Here is a 20,565-nt window from a genome sequence, read left to right on the forward strand (position 1 = left end):
ACTATAGAGGCAAATTTATACATTAAATTTTAGCTTTTTTTTAATTTATCATGTTATACGTTCACTAAAAAATTTAGAAAAAAATGGACTCTTTCGAAATAAATAAAATAGTTGCTGCTGTATTAATGGTTGCTTTGCTTGTTATCGGTATTGGAAAATTATCTGATGTTATATTCCACGTAGAAAAACCTGAAACACCTGGTTATTCAGTCGAGGTGCAGACTGCAACTACTGTGTCCTCAACTAGCTCAAGTTCAGAAGATGAAAAAATTGATATAGCTGCTTTGATGACAATGGGAGATGTTGCAACTGGAGAAAAAGTTTTTAAAAAATGTGCTGCTTGTCATTCAATAGTAAAGGGTGGAAAGAATGCTATAGGACCCGCTCTCTATAATGTTGTAGGAAGAAAAGTTGGAGCGGTTGAAGATTATAAATATTCTAAGGCATTAGCAGCATATGATAAAGAATGGACTTTTGAAGAGTTAAACGGATTTTTAATTAAACCTGCTAAATGGATTAAAGGAACAAAGATGGCTTACGCAGGTTTAAGAAAAGAATCTGATCGTGCTTCTGTAATAAAATATCTAAATGAAAATTCAGATAGCCCTTTGCCACTACCTTAATTTCCCAAAACAATATAATAAAATACTTTTTTGTACGTGGACTCTATTGAGTGCTTGTTGCCATACGTGAGATTGTTTTCCTAAGAAAACATCATCACTCACTTCATTACCTCTAGGCAAACAATGTAAAAAAATACAACTTTTTTTTGCGTAACTCATTAATTTTTTATCAATTTTAAAATTTTTAAATGTTTGTATTTTTTTCTTTTTATTAACTTTGTCATTTAAAGAAATAACTTTATCAGAAAAAATTACATCTGCACCATACACTGCTTTTCTAGGATCATTATAAATATAAATTTTTTTATCATTTCTTTTAACCCAAGCTCTAACTTCTCCTCCTGGTTCAAATTTTTTTGGACAACCAATAGTCAGCTTGAAAGAAAATTTTACTGATGCAGCTATTAAACTATCCAAAACATTATTTGAATCACCAATCCAACAAATATTTAATTTTGAAATAGGTTTTTTCATTATTTCCTCAACTGTAAAAATGTCAGACAAAACTTGTGTAGGATGTGATGATGGGCTTAACCCATTAATAATTGGGATTGATAAATATTTTTTAAAGTCTTCTAATTTTTTATCACTATCAGTTCTCATCATAAATCCATCACCATAAGTAGAGAGAATTTTCGCAGTATCAGCAATACTTTCCCCTCCCTGACCTATATGGAGTTCATTAGATCTTAGAGTTAAAGTGCCTCCTCCGAGCTGTTTAATTGCTAAATAAAAACTAATTCTTGTTCGCGAACTTGCCTTTTCAAACATTTGAATTAAAATCTTTCCTTTAAGAGGTGCTCCTTTGTCAATCTCAAGTGTACTTAGTTTTTTTCTTAAATTTTTCCTTTTCTTAGCATCAGTAATTATCTTTCTCAGATCATTTTTAGGTATATCTTTTAAATTAATGAAATGTTTCATATTACTTTATTTGTGAACAAACTTTTTCAATAATTTTTATTGATAAGTCTATTTCATTTTTTTTAACATTCAATGGAGGCAGAATACGAACAACATTTTCTGCTGCTCGAATAGTTAACAACTGATTATCCATCAATTTTTTAATAAATTCTGCTTGATCTTTATATAACTGTATCCCAATCAAAAAACCTCTTCCTCTTATTTGCTTAATTACATTTGGATATTTTGCCTGAACTTTATTTAATTTAAGTAAAAAATATTTTGATAGATTTTTTACATTATTTAAAAATTTTTTATTCGATATAATATCCATTACTGTATTTCCAATAGACATAGCCAAAGGATTTCCTCCAAATGTTGATCCATGAGTACCTGGTGTCATACCCGATGCAACTTTTTTATTCATTAAAACTGCTCCAATAGGAAATCCTCCACCTATTCCTTTTGCAATAGGTACAATATCAGGTTTTACTTTTGATTTTTCAAAAGCAAAAAAGTTACCAGATCTTCCTATTCCACACTGAACTTCATCAAGAATTAATAATATTTTTTTCTTGTTACATAATGCTCTTAGTTCTCTTAAGCACCAATCTGGAATCACTTTTATTCCACCTTCACCCATAATTGTTTCAACCATGATAGCAGCTGTGTTTTTGTTAATTTTATTTTTAAGAGAATTATGATCTCCAAAGCTAAAGTGATCAAAACCTTTTACTTTTGGGCCAAATCCCTCTGTCATTTTCTTTGATCCACTAGCAAAAATTGCTGCTAAAGTTCTTCCATGGAAGGAGTTTTTAATACACAAAATTCTATTTTTATTTGGTTTGCCTATTGAGTAAAAATATCTTCTAGCAACTTTAATTGCTGCTTCGGTAGCTTCAGCCCCACTATTTTGAAACATTACATAATCAGCAAAAGTTTTTTTACATAACTTTTTAGCTAATGTTTCTCCTTCAGGAATTTCAAATGCATTAGATACATGCCATAATTTTTTTGATTGATCTTTTATAGTTTTTACTAATTTGGGATGTGAATGACCTAAAGAATTAACCGCTATTCCCTGTACAAAATCTAAATATTTTTTTTTATCTGTGGAATATAGATAACTACCTTTGCCATATTTGAAGGAAATTTTTTTTCTGTTATAGTTTTTTGCTAAATAACTCATAAATCCATTTTGTTTTATAAAGTTTAATTATTAATACAAGTTAGGATTGAAATCATATATATACTTAATTTTTAAATTAATGTTGATAACTCTTAATTTTTGATTGTTTAATTCAATTTTATATCAGTATATTGTTATTTTATATAAACAAGATACAACATATTGATTATGAGTTGGACTGAAGAAAAAGTAGCAAAACTAAAAGAGCTTTGGGGCAAAGGTAATACTGCAAGCCAAATTGCTGAAATAATCGGAGGTATAAGTCGAAATGCAGTTATAGGGAAAGCTCATAGACTTAATCTATCTGCAAAAATTAAAACTCGTACAGCTACTTCAAATCAAAATTTGAATAACTCAAAACACGAAAACAATATTCAACTAACAAAAAGAGGACGAAAAAGCAAATTTAGATCACTAATAATTGATAAAGATTTTGAACCAGAAAATCCAAAACAATTAGAAGAGCTCGATGAAAATTCTTGCAAATGGCCTATTGGTCATCCTGATGAAAAATTATTTTATTTTTGCGGAAGATCATCTCTTAAAGATTTTTCCTATTGCAAACTCCACCTTTTATATGCATACCAACCTAAAGGCAAAAAAGATGAAGTTGCAGAAAAAGATGAAGTTCCTGAATTTATTGAAAAGAAAATACAATCAGCCTAATTTAATTGGGCTTATTACCTAAATCATTTTTTTCAGTATATTTTACTGTAGAGAATTGTCCCCCTTCTCTCCACATGTAAGAATATTTTTTAACTTCTTCATCAAAATATCTTAAACTTGGTATACCAATATCAAAATTAGTTTTATACTTTCCAGATGCTATGTTGTTATATCTTAAAAGTCTTAACTGATCTCTTGTAAGTAGAGGATTTGGCATTATTTCAAAAAAACTTGCAGAAAATTCAGCTAATTTTAATGGAAAAGGTATAAGTAACCTTTTCTTTCCAATAGATTTCAATAATTTTTCAATTATTTCCTTAAAGGTAATTGTCTCAGGTCCTACGCATTCAATTATTTTTGAGTAAATATTTTTTGAAATAACATTGTAAATAACATCTGTTAGATCAGAACAATGAATTGGAGAAAATTTTGTGTTTCCATGATAATAAAGTGGAAAAAAGGGTAGCCTATTTAATAAAGTCATGAAATTGGTTGTAAAATTATCATCTGATGAATAAACCACAGAAGGCCTTAGAACTGAAGCAAGAGGAAAGTTTTTAAAAATATTGTTTTCACCCTCAAGCTTACTTTTAGCATAATTAGAGTCTTCTGCTTCATTAATGCCTAAAGCCGATAAATGAATAAAATGTTTTAAATTATATTCTTTAGAAAGTTTGGCTAATATTGATGGAAATAAAGAATGAATATTTTTAAAAGAATTTCCTTTTTTCTTCTCAAATAAAATACCAATTAAATTTATACAAATATCTGATTTTTTAAAAAGTTCTCTAATCTTATTTTCATCATAAATACTAGCCTCAACAATATCAATATAACCTGCATTTGCTTGTGTTTTAATAATATAACTTTTTTGGTGAATATTTCTTGTTACAACAGTTACTCTGTAGTTATTTTTGGTTAACTTTCTTATTAAGTTTCTACCTATTTGACCGCTGCCACCAAAAATTAGACAATTTTTTGCTTTCATATATAAATATTTAAATGAGTAATAAAATTCAATTACACCAAAATGATCTACCAGAAGATTTAAAATTAGGCAATATAATAGCAGTTGATGGAGAGTTTATGGGTCTAAATGTAAGGCGTGATCCCCTCTGTTTAATTCAGATATCCTCAGGTAACTCTGATGCCCATATTATTCAGCTTGATAGAAGTAGTTATAATGCACCAAATTTAATCAGATTATTACGTGACGAAAAAATTACAAAAATTTTCCATTTTGGAAGAGCCGATATGGCTTATATTAAACATTATTTAAATACCGAAACAAACAACATTCTTGACACAAAAATTGCATCAAAACTTGCAAGATCTTATTCTGATAATCATTCACTCAAAACTTTGATAAAAGAATTTATTAATGTAGATATAAGTAAGCAATTTCAAAACTCAGATTTTGGTGGAGAGCTTACCCCAGCACAACTGAAATATTGTGCAAATGATGTGATATATTTACATAAAATTCATGACGAGTTAAATAAAATATTGATTAGAGAAAATAGATTAAAACTCTATAACGATTGTCTTAAATTTTTAAAAACTAGAATTGATCTTGATCTAGCTTTGTTTAAGGATGATATCTGGTCACATTAATGAACAACAAAAAATATATAAAAACTGCTCGGGATGTAATTAATCTAGAAATCAAGGCTTTACAAAATTTAAAAAAGAATATTAACGCTTCTTTTAATCAAGCTGTAGCACAGATTGCCAAGTGTCAGTCTAAAGTTATCTTATGTGGTATGGGAAAAAGTGGTTTGATTGCTTCAAAAATTGCTGCAACCCTTGCTTCTGTCGGAACACCATCTTTTAATTTGTCAGCAAGTGAGGCTTCTCATGGTGACCTTGGAATGGTTTCAAAAAAAGATATTTTAATCTTACTCAGTAACTCAGGAGAAACAGCTGAACTTAAAAATATTATCCAATTTGCTAAAAGATGCAAAATATTACTAATAGGTATTGTATCAAAAAAAGATTCTCTTCTTTATAAAGCTGCAGATATTAAAATTTTAACCCCAAAAGTTATAGAAGCAGGTGGAATTGTGCCCACTTCAAGTACTACAGTGCAGCTTGCTTTAGGAGATGCATTATCTATAGCAAGTATGCAATATAAAAAGTTTGGAAAAATGGATTTTAAAAAATTACATCCAGCTGGAAGTTTGGGAGCACAATTAAAAACTGTTGAGGATATTATGGTAACAGGAAAAAAAATACCTTTTGTAAGTGAAAATATTCAAGTTGGAAAAGCTCTGAGGATATTAACTGAAAAAAAATTAGGTATTCTAATTATTAGAAACAAAAATAAAAAAAGTGTAGGAATAATTACCGATGGACAAATTAGAAGAATCAGTCAAAAAAAAATTAATTTTCAATCATTACAAGTAAAAGAAATTATGACAAAAAAACCTATTTTTATCGATAAAAATGAGCTTGCGGCTAAAGCTCTTAATTTGATGAATAGCAAAAAAATTACATCTCTTATAGTCAATAATAAAAAAAAGCCTCAAGTTGCAATAGGTGTTGTGCACGTTCATTCTATCTTACAATCAAATATTTCATAAATGTTTGGAAAGCAAATAGTTAAAAAAATACTATTTTTTTCACTATTTCTTGCTTTATTCTTTGTGATGTATGTTAAATTTTTTAAAAAAAATGAAATTGTAGAAACGGAAGTGCAGACATCAACAGATACTTTGTATAATTCAAATATAATCGAAAATGTGAATTATGTATCAAAAGATAATGATGGAAATGAATATATTATTAATGCTTACCAGGGTGAAATAGATTATTCAAACTCAAACATAATATATTTAACAAATGTAAAAGCTTTAATTAAGTTGAATAACTCTGAAAATATTACTATCACTTCAAATTATGGAAAATACAATTCTGAAAATTATGATACAATTTTTTCAAAAAATGTAATTATAAATTATATGGATAATAAAATTACAGGAGAATATCTTGATTTTTCTTTAGAAAGAAACTCATTAATAATTTCTAGGGATATAATTTATACAAACTTAGAAAATATTTTAAAAGCTGATGTTCTGGAAATGGATATCAAAACTAAGGATACAAAAATATTTATGTATGAAGATACTAAAAAGGTGAATATCAGAAATAAAGATTCGTATGGCAATAATTAAAAAATTTCGAATAAAATCATTTAAAAAGATTAACTCAATAATTGAACTTGAAAATGTTTCACTTTCATATGGTAATAGGCCTATTTTAGAAAACATTAGTTTTAGTATAAATGAGGGTCAAATTTTTGGGATGTTAGGCCCTAATGGAGTAGGTAAATCAACAATATTCAATCTTATTACAGGATTAATTAATCCTAGAGCTGGAAAAATAAAAATTAATGGTGAAGATGCTACAGGTTATCCAATTTATTTGAGAACAAAAAAATTTAAATTAGGATATGTACCCCAGTATGGAGGTTATTTTAATGATCTCACACTTCACGAAAATTTAAAAGCTATTAGTGAAATAGTAATTCAAAATAAAAATTACAGAAGTGAGAGAATTAATTATCTAATATCTAAATTTGAGTTAGATAACTTAAAAAATATAAAAGCAAAGTTTTTATCTGGAGGTCAAAAAAAAAAATTAGTAATTGCTCTCTCATTATTGAGTGAACCAAAAGTATTACTTCTTGATGAATGCTTTGCAGCTTTAGATGTTTTGACAATTAAGATGCTTCAAGAAATAATTGTAAGTCTCCAAAATGAAAACAAAATTACAATATGTATTTGTGACCATCAAGCAAGAGACCTTTTGGCATGTGTTGATGCTGCAATGATTTTAAGTAATGGTAAAATAGTAGCACAAGACACTCCATCCAACTTAGTAAAAAACATAAACGCTAAAAATGCTTACTTTGGTGATAATTTTAGATTCAATTAATTTTAAATGTCTAATTCAGTCATCATCAAAAAAAAAATAAACAAATTCGAAAAAGTTATATCTATCAGTGGAGATAAAAGCTTAAGTATTAGATGGGTTTTATTTTCATCTTTAGCAAACGGAATTTCAACTGCAAAAAATTTGCTTATTTCTGAAGATGTCTTATCAGCAATTAAGGCAATAAAAAAATTAGGAATTAAAACAAAAATAAAAAAAAAAGTATGCAAAATTTATGGGAGAGGAATTAATGGATATAATTATAAAAAAAATATTACACTAAATGCTGAAAATTCTGGAACATTAGGTAGGCTGATTTTAGGTCTATTAATAAATACACCCCATCCAATTAAACTTATTGGAGACAAAAGTTTATCCAAAAGAGATTTTAAAAGAGTTTCAGAACCCCTCAGCAAATTTGGAGCCAAATTTAAATTAAGAAAAAATAAAAACTTACCATTAACTATTATAGGATCATCAAAATTAAAACCTATAAAGTACTCTGAAAGAAGAGGTTCAGCACAATGCAAAAGTGCTGTAATTTTTGGTGCGATGAGGACAAATGGTACTACGATAATTAAAGCTAAGAAATCGAGAAACCACACTGAACTTTTATCCAAATACCTTAAAGTACCTTTGACTACAAAAAATAAAAAATTCTATGATGAGATTAAAATTTCTAAAGTTAAAAATATAAAACCTTTAAACTATAATATACCCTCCGATATAAGCTCAAGTGCTTTTTTTATTGGTTTGACTGCTCTAACAAATAATTCAAAATTAAAAATTAAAAACGTAAATATAAATCCTTCAAGAACTGGAATTATTTCTATTTTAAAAAAAATGGGAGTCATAATTCATTTCAAAAACAAAAGAATATATAGAGGAGAAAAAATAGCAGATATTCAAATTAAAAATCCCAAATCAATAAAACCAATAAACTGTCCAACAAAATATAATAGTCGCGCTATAGACGAATTTCTAATTATATTTTTAGTTGCAGCTAGAGCAAATGGAATTTCGTACTTCAAAAATTTAGATGAATTAAATCAAAAAGAAAGTCCTAGACTTAAATGGGGAGAATATATTTTAAATCAAATTGGTATAAAAACTATAACAACAAAAGACTCCATTAAAATCTATGGTAATCCTAATCTTATGGTTGAAAAAAAAATTGTTATTAAAAACTTTTTAAAAGATCATCGTGTATTCATGGCATGTGTAATTGCTGCTTTGTCGTTTGGAGGAGAATGGAAAATAAATGATAAAGATTCTATAAAAACCTCGTTTCCAAATTTTCTAAAAATTTTAAAAAAAATTAAAGAATGATTCAAAAAAAAGATATTTTAAAAATTGCTATCGACTCGCCAGCTGCAGCAGGAGCTGGTACTTTAGCTAAATCAATTTCAAAATATTATAATTTAATATATCTCGATACAGGTAAAATATATCGTTTAATTGCATTGTATAAGTTAAAAAATCCAAAAAAATTTAATCTTAATTTTATAAAAAAAAAAATAAAAAATTTAGAAATTAAAGATTTAAAAAATAAAAAACTTTTATCTGATGAAGTTGGTATGGAAGCTTCTATCATTGCTAAAAAAAAAAGTATTAGAAAATTAATTTACTCTTTTCAAAAAAAACTTGCCTACAACCCCCCAAAAAAATATGATGGATCCTGTTTAGATGGTAGAGACATTACCTATAATATAGTCCCAGATGCTGACTTTAAATTTTTTATAACCGCAAATGTAAAGACTAGAGCAATCAGAAGATACAAAGAATTAAAAGGACTAAAAAAGTCTGTTTCATTTAAAGAAGTCCTTAAAAGTATTAAAAATAGGGATAAAAGTGACTATAATCGTAAAATTTCTCCTTTAAAAAAAACAAAAGATTCCTTGTTGATTAACACCACAAAGTTATCTAAAAGAGCCTGTTTTTTAAAAATAAAAAAAATTATAGACAGGAAAATTAATATTTAATGGAAATTTATAAAGATATATCAAGTCCAGCTTCAGAAGAGTTTAAAAAGTTATTAAATAGTCAGTTATCTAAAATTCAAATAGAAGAAGGTAAAATAATTGAAGGCAAGATAAATAAAATTACTGAAAAATTTGTCTTTCTTTTTGTAGAAGGATTAAAGTCAGAACCAGTTATAGATATAAACGAACTAAAAAGTATGGGCTTATCTGAAAAAATAAAAATTGGTGAGACAATACCAGTATTATTAGAAAGAATTGAGGATAAGCATGGTGATGTTCTTGTTTCTGCAAGTAAAGCCCAAAAAATAAAAGGTTGGGATAAACTTGTTGAGGCTTACGAAAAAAATGAACCGATTATGGGTAAAATTACATCTAAGTGTAAAGGTGGATGTATAGTAGAACACATAGATACAGGCTCTTTAATGTTTTTACCTGGATCTCAAATCAGTGATAAACCACTAAAAGATATTAGTCATCTTATGAACGAGCCTCAAAAATTTGCCTTAATAAAATTAGATAAAGTAAGAGGTAACGCTTGTGTATCAAGAAGAGAAATTATTACATCCTTTAAAAAGGAAGATAAAGCAAAAATAGTAGAAAAATATAAAGTTGGAGACATTATTAAAGGAGCTGAAGTTAAAGGATATAGCTCATTTGGTTGTTTTTTTAATGTTAATGGTGAATTGGATGTTTTAGTTCACTTACAAGAAATTTCATATTCAAGAGTAAACCATCCGGATGAAGTTTTTAATATTGGAGAAAAACATGACTTAAAAGTTATCAGTGTTGATAAAGAAAAACTACAAGTTGGATGTTCAGTAAAACAACTATCTCCTGATCCTTTCGAGCATATAGAAAATTACGAATTAAACAAAAACTATAAGGTTAAAGTTGTAAAAATTATGGATTTTGGAGCATTCTGTGAATTAGAACCAGGATTAACAACTTTACTTCACTCAAGTGAATTGAGCTGGAATAAAAAAAACCCATCAGCAAAAAAAATGTTTAAAGTTGGTGATGAAATTGATTGTGTAATTACGGAGATTGATAAAGATAAAAGACGTGTAGCAATTTCTCATAGATTAACACAAGAAAATCCATTTGAAACTTTTGAAAAAAAATATCCTGTTGATACAATAGTTGAGGGAGAAATTATAAATAAAAATGAATATTCATTATTTGTAAAAATTGAGGAAGTAGATGCTTTTTTGCATTGCAATGATTTAACTTATAATAATAACGGAGAGGAAGAATTAACTAAGTATAAAAAGGGAGATAAAATTAAAGTTAAAGTTTTAGAGATCAAACCATCTGAACATAAAATTAGAGTTGGCCACAGACAAACTCAAACAGATCCATTTGATTGGTTTAAGGATAAATCTAAAAATCAAACAATTACAGTTAAAGTGATTGCAACAGACAACAAAGGCTTAACTGTGAGACCGGAAGGTTGTGAAATGGACTTCCAAATTAAAAAATCTGCAATAGCAATCAATGCGGCTGATGCGCGACCAAATAGATGGACTGGAGGAGAAAAGTTAGATTGTGCTATTGCTGATCTAGATTTTCCAAAAAGAAAGGTAACATTAAGTATTAAACTTTTAGAAGAGATAGAAAAAAAAGAAGCACTAGAAAAATATGGATCAGAGGGTTCTGGTAAAAATCTACCATTCTCATCATTGTCCGAAGATTTAAAGAAAAAAGAAGAAGAAAAATAATAACTAAAGAAGACTAAATTTGGCTATTGTAAAATCAAAGCTTTTAAAACAACTCTCAAATAACTATCCAAATTTCCTTAAAAAAGATCTTGAAAAATTTACAAATATCATTTTACTAGAAATTAAAAGAGCTCTTAAAAGAGGGGACAGAGTAGAATTAAGAGGTTTTGGAATTTTTTCAACTAATATACAAAAGGCTAGGATATCAAGAAATCCAAAAACTGGGGAGAAAGTTAATACGCCTGAAAAAAAAACAATTCACTTTAAAATGTCAAAGGACTTGTTTAAAAAATTAAATAATAATGAAGAATAAAACTATATTTGTTGCTTGTGATACCTCAAATCTAAAGAAAATAAAAAAAATAATTTCCCAAACTAGAACAAACAAACTTAAAATTATTCCAAAATTTGGTCTTCAGTTCTTTTATTCTAAACAGGGTAGAAAATTCTTAGAAAACATTAAAAATGACTTTTGGTTAGATTTAAAAATAAATGATATTCCACAAACAGCTTTGTCGGCAATAGATAGCTTAAAAGACTTAAAAAAATGCAGGTATATAACAGTCCATGTAAATGGTGGATTGGAAATGCTTAAATCAATAAAAAAAAAGGTAAAAAAAATAAATAAAAATTTAAAAGTTTTAGGAGTTACAATCCTAACAAGCCTTAATAATAAATCTCTTAAAGAGATAGGTCATACAAAAAACGTAAAACAATTAGTCTTAAAACAAGCAGCATTAATTAAAAAATCAGGATGCGATGGTATAGTTTGTTCTGCTCAAGAGGCTTTAATGGTTCGTAAAAAATACAAAAATTTATTGATCATAACTCCAGGAATAAGATTACCTGGTGATAGTTCAAATGATCAAATGAGAATTATGACGCCTAAACAGGCTTTTAAAAATAAGGTTTCTGGTATTGTTATTGGAAGATCTCTTACAAAAGGTAATATAAAAAATAATACTAAAAAACTTGCTGATCATTTAAACAAATGATTAAAGGTTGTAAGATATGTGGTATAAAAGATTTTAATACTTTAAATTATATTTTAAATCATTCATACCCTCCAAAATTTATTGGCTTCATTTGTAATTACCAAAAAAGCTCAAGATATGTGGAAATTAACTCTCTAAAAAAATTGTTAAATGTTAAAAAAAACAAAAGTGAATTTGTTGCTGTTTTAGTAAAACCTAACAATGAGATTTTAGAAGAAATTAAAAGTTTACCTTTTGATTATTATCAATTGTATGACTGCACTCCTGATGCAATTAAAAGTATAAAACAAAAATATCAAAAAAAGATTATTACAGCTTTGACAATCAAAGATGAGTCTGATGTTCTTAAGTATAAATCATTTGCTGAGGTAACAGATTTATATTTATTTGATAGCAAAGGTTATGAAAAAAGTCAGAGCTTTGATCATAACTTGATTAAAAATATTAAATTAAATAAGGAATTAATGCTAGCTGGTAATATAAAATTCGATGATAATCTAAAAAATTATGAGAAAATTGCTAATTATTTAGATTTATCTGGAGGCTTAGAAACTTCTGGATTAAAAGATACATCCAAAATAGATATTTTTTTAAATAATTTAAATAAATTAAAAAATGAAACTTAAAAAAAAAATTCCTCTAATTGATCAGCATGATCATAACGGTTTTTGGGGTGGAAAATTTGGAGGAAGTTTTATTCCTGAAACTTTAAAAAAACCTGTAGAGGACTTAACACGGGAATTTTCAAAATTAAGAAATAATAAGAAATTTTTAAAAAAGAGAGATTATTATTTTAAGAATTATATAGGATCACCAACATCATTAGTAAAATTGGAAAATTTATCTAATCATTTAGGCGGTGCTCAAATATGGGCTAAAGTTGTATCAGAGGCTAATGGTGGTGCCCACAAAATATACAATGCAACTGTTCATGCTTTAATTTGTAAGGCTATGGGAAAAAAATATATAGTTGGTGACACTGGTGCTGGTTATGCTGGTAAAATGTTAAGTATGGCTGCAAAGAAATTTGGTCTTAAATGTAAAATTTTCATGGGTGCAAAAGACATCAAAAGACAAAAACCAAATTGTGATGCTATGAGAAAAAATGGTGCTGAAATAGTTCCTGTATATTCAGGCAGCCAGACCTTGGTGGATGCAGTAAGTGAGTGTATGAGATATTGGGTATCAAATTGTGACACTACACATATGTGTGTTGGAAGTACTGTTGGTCCAAATATATTTGTTAAAATTTGTGGATGGAGTACGGCACAAATTTCAAGAGAATTAAAAATTCAAATCAAACAGGAATTCAAAAAAATTCCAAAAAAAATTAAATTAATTAACTGTGTAGGTGGTGGAAGTTCAGCATATGGTTTTTGGAGTGAATTTATAGATTTTAACAAATCTCAAATAGAGCTAATTGGTGTAGAGGCTGGAGGTCCAAAAAAATCAAAACTGCATGCCGCTCCTTTAAGTAGAAATGCTAAAATTGGAATTTTACATGGTGCAGCTTCTTATGTTTGTCAAAACAATGAAGGTCAAATTAATGATACTGAGTCGATTAGTGCTGGATTGGATTACCCAGGTGTAAGTCCTATACATTGTTTTTTAAAAGATACAAAAAGAGCCCGATACACTTACGCAACTGATGAAGAAGCGCTAAAAGCACATGTGATGGTAACTAAATTTGAAAAACTTAATCCAAGTTTAGAACCTAGTCATGCATTTGCTGAAGCGATAAAAATTGCACCAAAATTAAGTAAAGATACAATCATAATCGTTAACTCTTGTGGTGATGCTAAAAAAGATAGAGATATTTTAAGAGAAAGATTGGGTAAAAATTAATGAATTCGTTAATTAGCAAAGCTTTCACAGCTGCAAAAAAAGAGAACAGACCAGCTTTACTGACATATACTGTTGCTGGAGATAATACTAAAAAAAAATCTTTAGAAATATTAAAATCAATATCTAATTACGCAGATATTTGTGAATTAGGTTTTCCACATAACACTCCTATAGCTGATGGTGGACAAATACAAACAAGTGCTTACCGGGCAATTAAAAATGGTATTAAAATTAATGATGTATTTTTAATTGCAAAAAAATTTAAAAAAATAAAAAAAAATAAACCAATTATACTGATGGGCTATTACAACATGATCTATCAATATAAAGAAAATAAATTTTTAGAAAAATGCAAAAAATCAAAAGTTGATGGTTTAATAGTTGTCGATTTACCTTATCCCGAAAATAAAAGTTTTGCATCAAAATGCAAAAAGAAAGGAATAACTTTTGTTCAATTAGTTTCACCAACAACTTCACAGATAAGATTAAAAAAAATAATAAAAGATTCTCATGATATGATTTATTATATAAGTATGCTATCTACCACAGGTGGAAAGCTTAAAGTGTCTCCAAAGAAAATATTAGAGAAATACAATAAAATAAAAAAACAAAATAAATCAAAAAATATTGTCATTGGCTTTGGTATTACAGAAAAAACAATCAAATCTCTAAAAAAAGCCGATGGTTTGGTGGTTGGTAGTGCAATTTGCAAGGAAATCTCTAAATCAATTGAAAAGAGACAAAATACGGTCACAAATGTTACTAATATCGTTAAAAGATTAAAAAATAAAATTCAATGAACTGGATAACAAAAATAATTAAAGCGGGTGAAAAAATTAAAACTGCTATCCGAGATAGAGCAACTAAAGAAGATATCGCAAAAAGTGATTGGACTTCATGTTGCAGAGGCCCTATTCTTAAAACTGATTTAGAAAAAAATCTTTGGGTTTGTCCTGATTGTAATAAACATCATAGAATAAAGCCAAGACAAAGATTTGATATATTGTTTGGAAAAAACAATTACGAAATTTTCAAAACTCCAATACCAAAAGATGATCCGCTTAATTGGACAGATTCTAAACCTTACAAAGAAAGATTGAAAAGTGCTCGAAAAAAAACAGGATTAGAATGTGGAATGATGGTTGCTTCTGGAACAATAAATAATATTAAAATTACAGCTGTAGCCTCTGATTTTGATTTTTTAGGTGCTTCTATGGCTGCCGCAGAGGGAGAAGCTTTTTTATATGGGATACAACATGCAATAGAAAATCAAACACCGTTTTTGTGTATTAGTGCTGGAGGAGGAATGAGAATGATGGAAAGTTTAATTTCTTTATCTCAAATGACAAGAACAACACTTGCAATTAATGAATTAAAAAAAAACAGACTTCCATATTTGGTTTGCATAACTGATCCAACAGCAGGGGGTATTACTGCATCATACGCGATGTTAGGTGATATTCATATTGCAGAACCAGGTGCTTTAATTGCATTTGCAGGTGCAAGAGTAATTCAAGGAACTGTTAAAGAAGAACTTCCTGAGGGTTTCCAAAAAAGTGAATATGTAGAAAAAACAGGTTTTGTTGATTTAATTGTTGAGCGTAAAGAACTTGCATCAAAAATTGGAATTTTATTATCAATATTGTTAAAGAAAAATTCTGATATAAGTGCTGAACAAAATGAAAATTCGGAAGATAGTCAGTCGCTTACAAGAGCTGCATCCTAAAGAAATAGATTTAAGTCTAGATCGTATTCAAAATCTTTGCAAAAAATTAGGAAATCCTCAAGATAAAATAAAAGCAATTTCTATTGTTGGCACTAATGGAAAATATTCAACCATCCAAGCAATATTTGCGATTTTAAAGGAAGCAAATTTCAAATGCAATATCTACACTAGTCCTCATATCAAAAATATTAATGAAAGATTTGTTTTTAATAATGAAGAATTGAATAATGAAGATTTAGCAGATTTACTTGGAGAAATTGAAAATGCTAACAAAGGTGAATCAATTACTTTTTTTGAAATACTAACTGCAGCATATTTTTTAAGAGCATCACAATACCCCGATAATATTAATTTAATTGAAAGTGGATTATTTTTTAGATTTGATGCTACTAATATCTTAAAAAATAATCTTGCTAGCGTTGTAACATCTATTGGCCTTGATCATTTAGATTGGTTACCTGAAAATGAGCAAACTCTTGAAAAAATTATTTTTGAAAAAACATCAAGCCTTTTAAACTCAAATATTATAGTAGCAAAACAAAGCAATAAAAAAATCACGGATAATATTAAAAAAACAATATCAAATAATGAATCAAATAAAGTTTTTCATAATGAAAATTATAGTTTTACAATCCAAGAAAATGACTTCTTTTATTATGAAGATCAATTTGGTGGAATAAAATTACCTATGCCAAACGTTAAAGGTCAATTTCAATTAGAAAATGTTTCAACTGCTATTGCAACTCTGAGAACTTTAAAAGATTTAAATATTAAAGATGATCACATAAAAAAAGGTGTTTTAAAAATAAACAGTATTGCAAGACTACAAGAAATTAAGTCTGGAAAACTTAAAGCGCTTGTAAAAGATCACAAACTTTTTGTTGATGGATCTCATAATCCTTTGGGTGCAAAAGTTTTGAATGAATACCTAGAAAGTTTAGATTGCAATAAACATATCATTCTTGGAATGATGGCTAATAAAGATCATAATGAGTATATGAGTTTCTTTAAGGATATTGCTTCATTAACAATAATAGATATACCCAATCAACCTAATTCAATTAAAGGAAAAGAGCTTAAAGATAAGCTAAATGGCTTTTCAAATATTAATTATAAGGAAAGTATAGAGGACGCTCTCAAGTCAATTCCAGTCAAGGAAAACGATATAATACTAATTACAGGATCGTTATATCTTGCAGGTGAAGTTTTAAATTTAAATTAGATATTTTTATCTAAAAATTCTTTCATATGACTTTCAGGAACTCCACCAACTTTTCTATCTACTTCAACACCTTTTTTATAGATAATAACTGTTGGAACACCTCTAATCCCTGCAGCACTTCCAGTATTTATTCCACCATCTTCAACATCAGCATAATAAAAACCTGCCTTATCTTTGTATTCGTCTGATAATTTATCCATTACTGGTTTTAGTGCCTTACATGGACCACACCACTCAGCTGAAAACTGAATAACTGAAATATCTTCATTTTTAATTTTAGTATCAAAATCTTCATCTTTAAAATTTGTAAGCATATGTTCTTTCTATTAATTAGAGCCTTAAAGTCAACTAGGCAATTTCATATTTTTTTTCTATAGACATAATAAATTCATTTATTTCATCTAATTTTTTTAGTTCTTCTTCATCATCTCGATTTGATGCTTGATCTCTTAAGGTATCAATTTCTTGATAGGCCATTCCTATAGTTTGCCACTTTTCTCTATTTTTACTCAAAATTCTTCTGGCAATTTCGCTTTTTATATTTTTATATAAATCTGGTGGCAAAATATGTGGTGCTTCTTGATAAATAATTTTTTGACCAAACCAACTACATCTTTTATCTGTAAATTTATCTAACATTCTTAATTTATCTTCCCAAGACGAACTATGCCAAGTTTTAAACAATTGGGTATCTTTATTAGGAATAAATTTTTCATATAGAGTTTCCTCTGGTAATAAATCTTCTTGAGTTTGAGTTTGAGCTTTTTCCTCAGCTGCTTCTCTATTAATAATTTGAATATTTTTACAAAAATTTTCACTATTTCTAACCATTTTTGCTCTTTTTTGGATGGTTTCTAAATCTAAGTCTGCGTATGCCTTTTCCTTTAATGCAAACTTTTTATCTAAAACAACTGGAGCTTTGTTTGTTTTGATTACTCTAAGTGCTTTTGGACTAAACTTTTTTAAATAAACTTTAAGATCATTTACTGACAAATTTAATAATGGTTCAGGATCTCTTCTTAAATCAAATAAATATCCCCAAGATGCATATGATGGATGAAAACAATGATCTGGATGCAATGTAGAGACAAGGTACATCATATTTTTTCCTTTAACATTTTCAAATATTGAATAAATCCCCTCACTTTTTAAAATAGTTTCAACGCTATTTTTTGTCGATGTGCTTAAGAAATTTTCCCAATTATCTTTGTGTTTATCTTTAATAATTCTGAGAATTTTTAAGCTTGTGAACGCATCATGATAAGCTGTGTGTTGTTGAGATGTATCAAATCCCTGTTGTCTAGCTAAGCCTTCTAGGGCGAGACTTTCATTTCCAGCTTCTGTTAATTCAGTCTTTAATGTTTCAGGATTTAAGGTTTGAGCCACTCTTGCAACATGTAAACCATCATGTTCTTTATTTGGTGAAGAATGTGTGATGTAAGGATATCTGTTTCCTTTGAAAAAATTAAAATGAAACATTCGTCTATCAAAATTTAAATTACTCCAACCCATGAACAATGCTGGTGCAGCTTTTGAGAAGAAGTTTTCTACAGCTCCTAAAAAATCATAATGCGAGTAATTGCCTTTTGTAAGTAAATCAATACTTGTTGAGTTAACAAGTAACGCTTTGGCTGAAGGCACTTCTCCCTCAGGCATACGCCCACGAATATTTAGCTTACCAATTTCTTTTAAGTTTTTATCAACAACTACAGCACCTACCTCAATTATTGAGCCCCAAATTGTGCTATTGGTTGTTTCTGTATCGTAAATTACTATTTTATCCATAAAATCCTAAGTTAAATTCGATAGCTCATTAAATTTTTTTAATCTTCCCAAAAACAAATTTTGATAAACAATTAAATCATGCCCTTGAATTTTAAACTCTTGGAATAATTTATCTACTGTGCAAACCAAAATTACACAAGAAGTGATATTGGAGTTATACACAATGTTATGTGCTAATGAATATGCGCTTGTTTGAAGAAGCCATGAGTCGATATACTCGGCTTTTTTTGGTTTATTGCTTTGTTTAAAATCAATGATTGTTTCTTTTCCTTCATACACTCCAACACAATCAGCAGTACCTGCATACTTATCTGGGTAATAAAGAGTACACTCAACACCCCAAATTTCATCCAATCTATTTTTCAAACCTTTTTCTATAATTTCTTTAGCCATTAATTTGTATTGTTCGTTATCTTCAAAAAAACTTAAATTTTCTCTTCCAAGCAAATAAGACTCTAAATAATTATGCATTTGAGACCCTCTACTACTTGCTGCTTTTGTAATTGCCTCAGCCTCTTTTTGCCCAGTTCTTTCTCTCCAATTTGCAAGAGCTGCCTTATCTTCCTCAGAACGAGTTTGATCAAGAATACTGGTAACTGATGGAAGTTTAGCTTCTCCTAACAAATACCTTCTAATTCCGTCTACTGTTGCTCTAGAAGATTTTGGATAATCATATTTTTGATTCCACTGCATGAGAATTCTTATAGACGTTATTATGAAAAAAAAGAAATTAATTTTTAAGCTGCCTATTTCGTTCAACAAATTTTTCCACGTTTTCAGTTTGTACAGCTTTCTCAACCTGCTCGGGATCTTTAATGTTATCTAAAGTTCTTGAAATTGATCTTGCATCCGTTCCAAATTTATCAACAACTCCCATAGCATCTTCTAATTTTTTTCTAAGAACTATAATGTTGTCAAAATGTTTAGAAAATCTTGTACTGATTGTTTTCAAATGATTATAAATTTCTGTTGCTCCTTTTTGTACTTTCAATGATTGAAATCCCATATGTAAAGATTGTAGGTAAGCAGAAAGAGTATTAGGTCCACATATTACAACTTTATATTTTTTCATTAACTCTTGAGTTAATAATTCTTTTGTACTTGGATCTTGGTATTCAGTTAACTCTTTGTATAAGCTTTCTGTAGGAGCATATACAATTGCAAAATCAGTAGTTTTTGGTGGAACAATATATTTTTCATTAATACTTTTAGCTTTTGCTTTAAACGCTGAGGCTAATTTTGCTCTAGCATCTGCTACAGCCCTTTTGTCTTCCGCGTCATGACCATCGGTAATTGCTTTGAATTTTTCTACTGGAAAATGACTATCAACAGGAACTAAAACATCTCCTTGAAGCTTTATTGCAAATTCAACATTTTCACTAGTTTCCTCTTTCATTTTAACATTCGTCATGAATTGAGAGGCTGGTAGCAAATCTTTAATTAGAGCATCTAAGCTAAATTCTGCAAGAGTTCCATATTTCTTAACTCCAGCTAAAATTTTAGTTATCCCCTCTTGGCTTTGATTTAATAGTTGAACTTGTTGATTAAAATTACCAACCTTTTCCTCTACCTTAGTTAAAGTTTCAGTCATATCTTTAGTAACCCCGGTTGATAGGTTGTTAAATGAAGTCGACATTGCACCAAGTGAGCTATTGATTGTAGTGTTTAAGGTATCTTTTAAACTTGATATTTCTGATTTTAAATTAGCTATTTCCTCAGCTTCTTTGTTTTCATTTTCATCTTTTGGCTTAGTTTTTAAATTTAGGTAAAGGATAGCTAAAACACCGCCTAATAACAAAACTAGTAAAATTAACAATATATTATCCATGATTCTAATTTTTTATTTTATCGTAAATATTTGATTAATGTATTTAAATATTTAAAAATACTTTATGGAACTAATTTTAGTATTAAAAATATTCTTTATTATTTGTGTTATTGTTGCACTTTATGCAATTATTAGAAATCTAGATATTATCAA

General features: G+C 28.4%; 23 protein-coding genes. 16 read left to right on the top strand and 7 right to left on the bottom strand.

Annotation, left to right across the window (positions count from 1 at the left end; all coding sequences use genetic code 11):
• Positions 1-83: 83 nt before the first annotated feature.
• Positions 84-623, top strand: coding sequence for a c-type cytochrome (locus tag DT059_RS01940; protein WP_145596307.1), 540 nt, complete (start codon positions 84-86; stop codon positions 621-623).
• Here the strand turns inward: DT059_RS01940 and argF are convergent.
• Together argF and DT059_RS01950 are read right to left on the bottom strand one after the other, a co-directional pair.
• The gene (argF, locus tag DT059_RS01945; protein ID WP_145596309.1) at positions 615-1,544 is read right to left on the bottom strand and encodes an ornithine carbamoyltransferase; all 930 of its coding nucleotides are present in this window, start codon (positions 1,542-1,544) and stop codon (positions 615-617) included. The genes DT059_RS01940 and argF overlap by 9 nt on opposite strands.
• Before the next feature lies 1 nt (position 1,545).
• On the bottom strand, positions 1,546-2,712 hold the full coding sequence (locus tag DT059_RS01950) for an aspartate aminotransferase family protein (RefSeq protein WP_145596311.1): 1,167 nt from the start codon (positions 2,710-2,712) through the stop codon (positions 1,546-1,548).
• Positions 2,713-2,880: 168 nt separating this feature from the next.
• Between DT059_RS01950 and DT059_RS01955 the strand changes: the two genes are divergently transcribed.
• On the top strand, positions 2,881-3,378 hold the full coding sequence (locus DT059_RS01955; RefSeq protein ID WP_145596313.1) for a GcrA family cell cycle regulator: 498 nt from the start codon (positions 2,881-2,883) through the stop codon (positions 3,376-3,378).
• Between the two features lies 1 nt (position 3,379).
• Here the strand turns inward: DT059_RS01955 and DT059_RS01960 are convergent, their stop codons facing one another.
• A complete protein-coding gene (locus DT059_RS01960; protein ID WP_145596314.1) occupies positions 3,380-4,366 on the bottom strand; it encodes a complex I NDUFA9 subunit family protein in 987 nt (328 codons plus the stop codon).
• Positions 4,367-4,380: 14 nt separating this feature from the next.
• On the opposite strand from DT059_RS01960, the gene DT059_RS01965 reads away from it, so the two are divergent.
• From DT059_RS01965 to DT059_RS02030, 14 genes are read left to right on the top strand one after another with little or no spacing between them, the layout of a single operon-like run.
• Positions 4,381-4,992, top strand: a complete 612-nt coding sequence (locus DT059_RS01965; protein WP_145596315.1) for a ribonuclease D — start codon at positions 4,381-4,383, stop codon at positions 4,990-4,992.
• Positions 4,992-5,960, top strand: a complete 969-nt coding sequence (locus DT059_RS01970; RefSeq protein ID WP_145596317.1) for a KpsF/GutQ family sugar-phosphate isomerase — start codon at positions 4,992-4,994, stop codon at positions 5,958-5,960. Before DT059_RS01965 ends, DT059_RS01970 begins: the two co-directional genes overlap by 1 nt.
• Positions 5,961-6,551: an LPS export ABC transporter periplasmic protein LptC gene (gene lptC / locus DT059_RS01975; RefSeq protein ID WP_145596319.1), complete on the top strand. Its 591-nt coding sequence runs from the start codon at positions 5,961-5,963 to the stop codon at positions 6,549-6,551. It abuts the gene before it with no gap.
• Positions 6,538-7,314: an ATP-binding cassette domain-containing protein gene (locus DT059_RS01980; RefSeq protein WP_145596322.1), complete on the top strand. Its 777-nt coding sequence runs from the start codon at positions 6,538-6,540 to the stop codon at positions 7,312-7,314. The genes lptC and DT059_RS01980 overlap by 14 nt, the downstream gene beginning before the upstream one ends.
• A 6-nt stretch (positions 7,315-7,320) precedes the next feature.
• Positions 7,321-8,640, top strand: coding sequence for a 3-phosphoshikimate 1-carboxyvinyltransferase (gene aroA, locus DT059_RS01985; protein ID WP_145596324.1), 1,320 nt, complete (start codon positions 7,321-7,323; stop codon positions 8,638-8,640).
• Positions 8,637-9,293, top strand: a complete 657-nt coding sequence (cmk, locus tag DT059_RS01990; RefSeq protein ID WP_240704611.1) for a (d)CMP kinase — start codon at positions 8,637-8,639, stop codon at positions 9,291-9,293. The genes aroA and cmk overlap by 4 nt, the downstream gene beginning before the upstream one ends.
• A complete protein-coding gene (locus tag DT059_RS01995; protein WP_145596325.1) occupies positions 9,293-11,011 on the top strand; it encodes a S1 RNA-binding domain-containing protein in 1,719 nt (572 codons plus the stop codon). The genes cmk and DT059_RS01995 overlap by 1 nt, the downstream gene beginning before the upstream one ends.
• A gap of 19 nt (positions 11,012-11,030) precedes the next feature.
• The gene (locus DT059_RS02000; RefSeq protein ID WP_145596326.1) at positions 11,031-11,324 is read left to right on the top strand and encodes an HU family DNA-binding protein; all 294 of its coding nucleotides are present in this window, start codon (positions 11,031-11,033) and stop codon (positions 11,322-11,324) included.
• On the top strand, positions 11,314-12,006 hold the full coding sequence (gene pyrF / locus DT059_RS02005) for an orotidine-5'-phosphate decarboxylase (RefSeq protein ID WP_145596328.1): 693 nt from the start codon (positions 11,314-11,316) through the stop codon (positions 12,004-12,006). Before DT059_RS02000 ends, pyrF begins: the two co-directional genes overlap by 11 nt.
• A complete protein-coding gene (locus DT059_RS02010) occupies positions 12,003-12,632 on the top strand; it encodes a phosphoribosylanthranilate isomerase (protein WP_145596329.1) in 630 nt (209 codons plus the stop codon). The genes pyrF and DT059_RS02010 overlap by 4 nt, the downstream gene beginning before the upstream one ends.
• Complete coding sequence (gene trpB, locus DT059_RS02015) at positions 12,622-13,851, top strand: tryptophan synthase subunit beta (protein WP_145596330.1); 1,230 nt, start codon at positions 12,622-12,624, stop codon at positions 13,849-13,851. The genes DT059_RS02010 and trpB overlap by 11 nt, the downstream gene beginning before the upstream one ends.
• A complete protein-coding gene (gene trpA / locus DT059_RS02020) occupies positions 13,851-14,651 on the top strand; it encodes a tryptophan synthase subunit alpha (RefSeq protein ID WP_145596332.1) in 801 nt (266 codons plus the stop codon). The genes trpB and trpA overlap by 1 nt, the downstream gene beginning before the upstream one ends.
• Positions 14,648-15,577, top strand: a complete 930-nt coding sequence (locus DT059_RS02025; RefSeq protein ID WP_145596333.1) for an acetyl-CoA carboxylase carboxyltransferase subunit beta — start codon at positions 14,648-14,650, stop codon at positions 15,575-15,577. The genes trpA and DT059_RS02025 overlap by 4 nt, the downstream gene beginning before the upstream one ends.
• A complete protein-coding gene (locus DT059_RS02030) occupies positions 15,531-16,799 on the top strand; it encodes a bifunctional folylpolyglutamate synthase/dihydrofolate synthase (protein ID WP_145596335.1) in 1,269 nt (422 codons plus the stop codon). The genes DT059_RS02025 and DT059_RS02030 overlap by 47 nt, the downstream gene beginning before the upstream one ends.
• Here DT059_RS02030 and DT059_RS02035 read toward each other — a convergent pair.
• The 4 genes from DT059_RS02035 to DT059_RS02050 are packed head-to-tail and all read right to left on the bottom strand — an operon-like array spanning position 16,796 to position 20,412.
• Positions 16,796-17,113 (bottom strand): thioredoxin family protein, encoded by a 318-nt coding sequence (locus DT059_RS02035; RefSeq protein ID WP_145596337.1) that lies wholly within the window; start codon positions 17,111-17,113, stop codon positions 16,796-16,798. The two genes, DT059_RS02030 and DT059_RS02035, sit on opposite strands and share 4 nt — an antisense overlap.
• Before the next feature lie 34 nt (positions 17,114-17,147).
• Positions 17,148-18,584 (bottom strand): exodeoxyribonuclease I, encoded by a 1,437-nt coding sequence (locus tag DT059_RS02040; RefSeq protein WP_145596338.1) that lies wholly within the window; start codon positions 18,582-18,584, stop codon positions 17,148-17,150.
• A gap of 6 nt (positions 18,585-18,590) precedes the next feature.
• Positions 18,591-19,277, bottom strand: a complete 687-nt coding sequence (locus DT059_RS02045; RefSeq protein WP_145596340.1) for a hypothetical protein — start codon at positions 19,275-19,277, stop codon at positions 18,591-18,593.
• 37 nt (positions 19,278-19,314) lie between these two features.
• Positions 19,315-20,412, bottom strand: a complete 1,098-nt coding sequence (locus tag DT059_RS02050) for a DNA recombination protein RmuC (RefSeq protein WP_145596341.1) — start codon at positions 20,410-20,412, stop codon at positions 19,315-19,317.
• Positions 20,413-20,565 lie beyond the last annotated feature (153 nt).

The organism is Candidatus Pelagibacter sp. FZCC0015, assembly GCF_007833635.1.
Taxonomy (GTDB): domain Bacteria; phylum Pseudomonadota; class Alphaproteobacteria; order Pelagibacterales; family Pelagibacteraceae; genus Pelagibacter.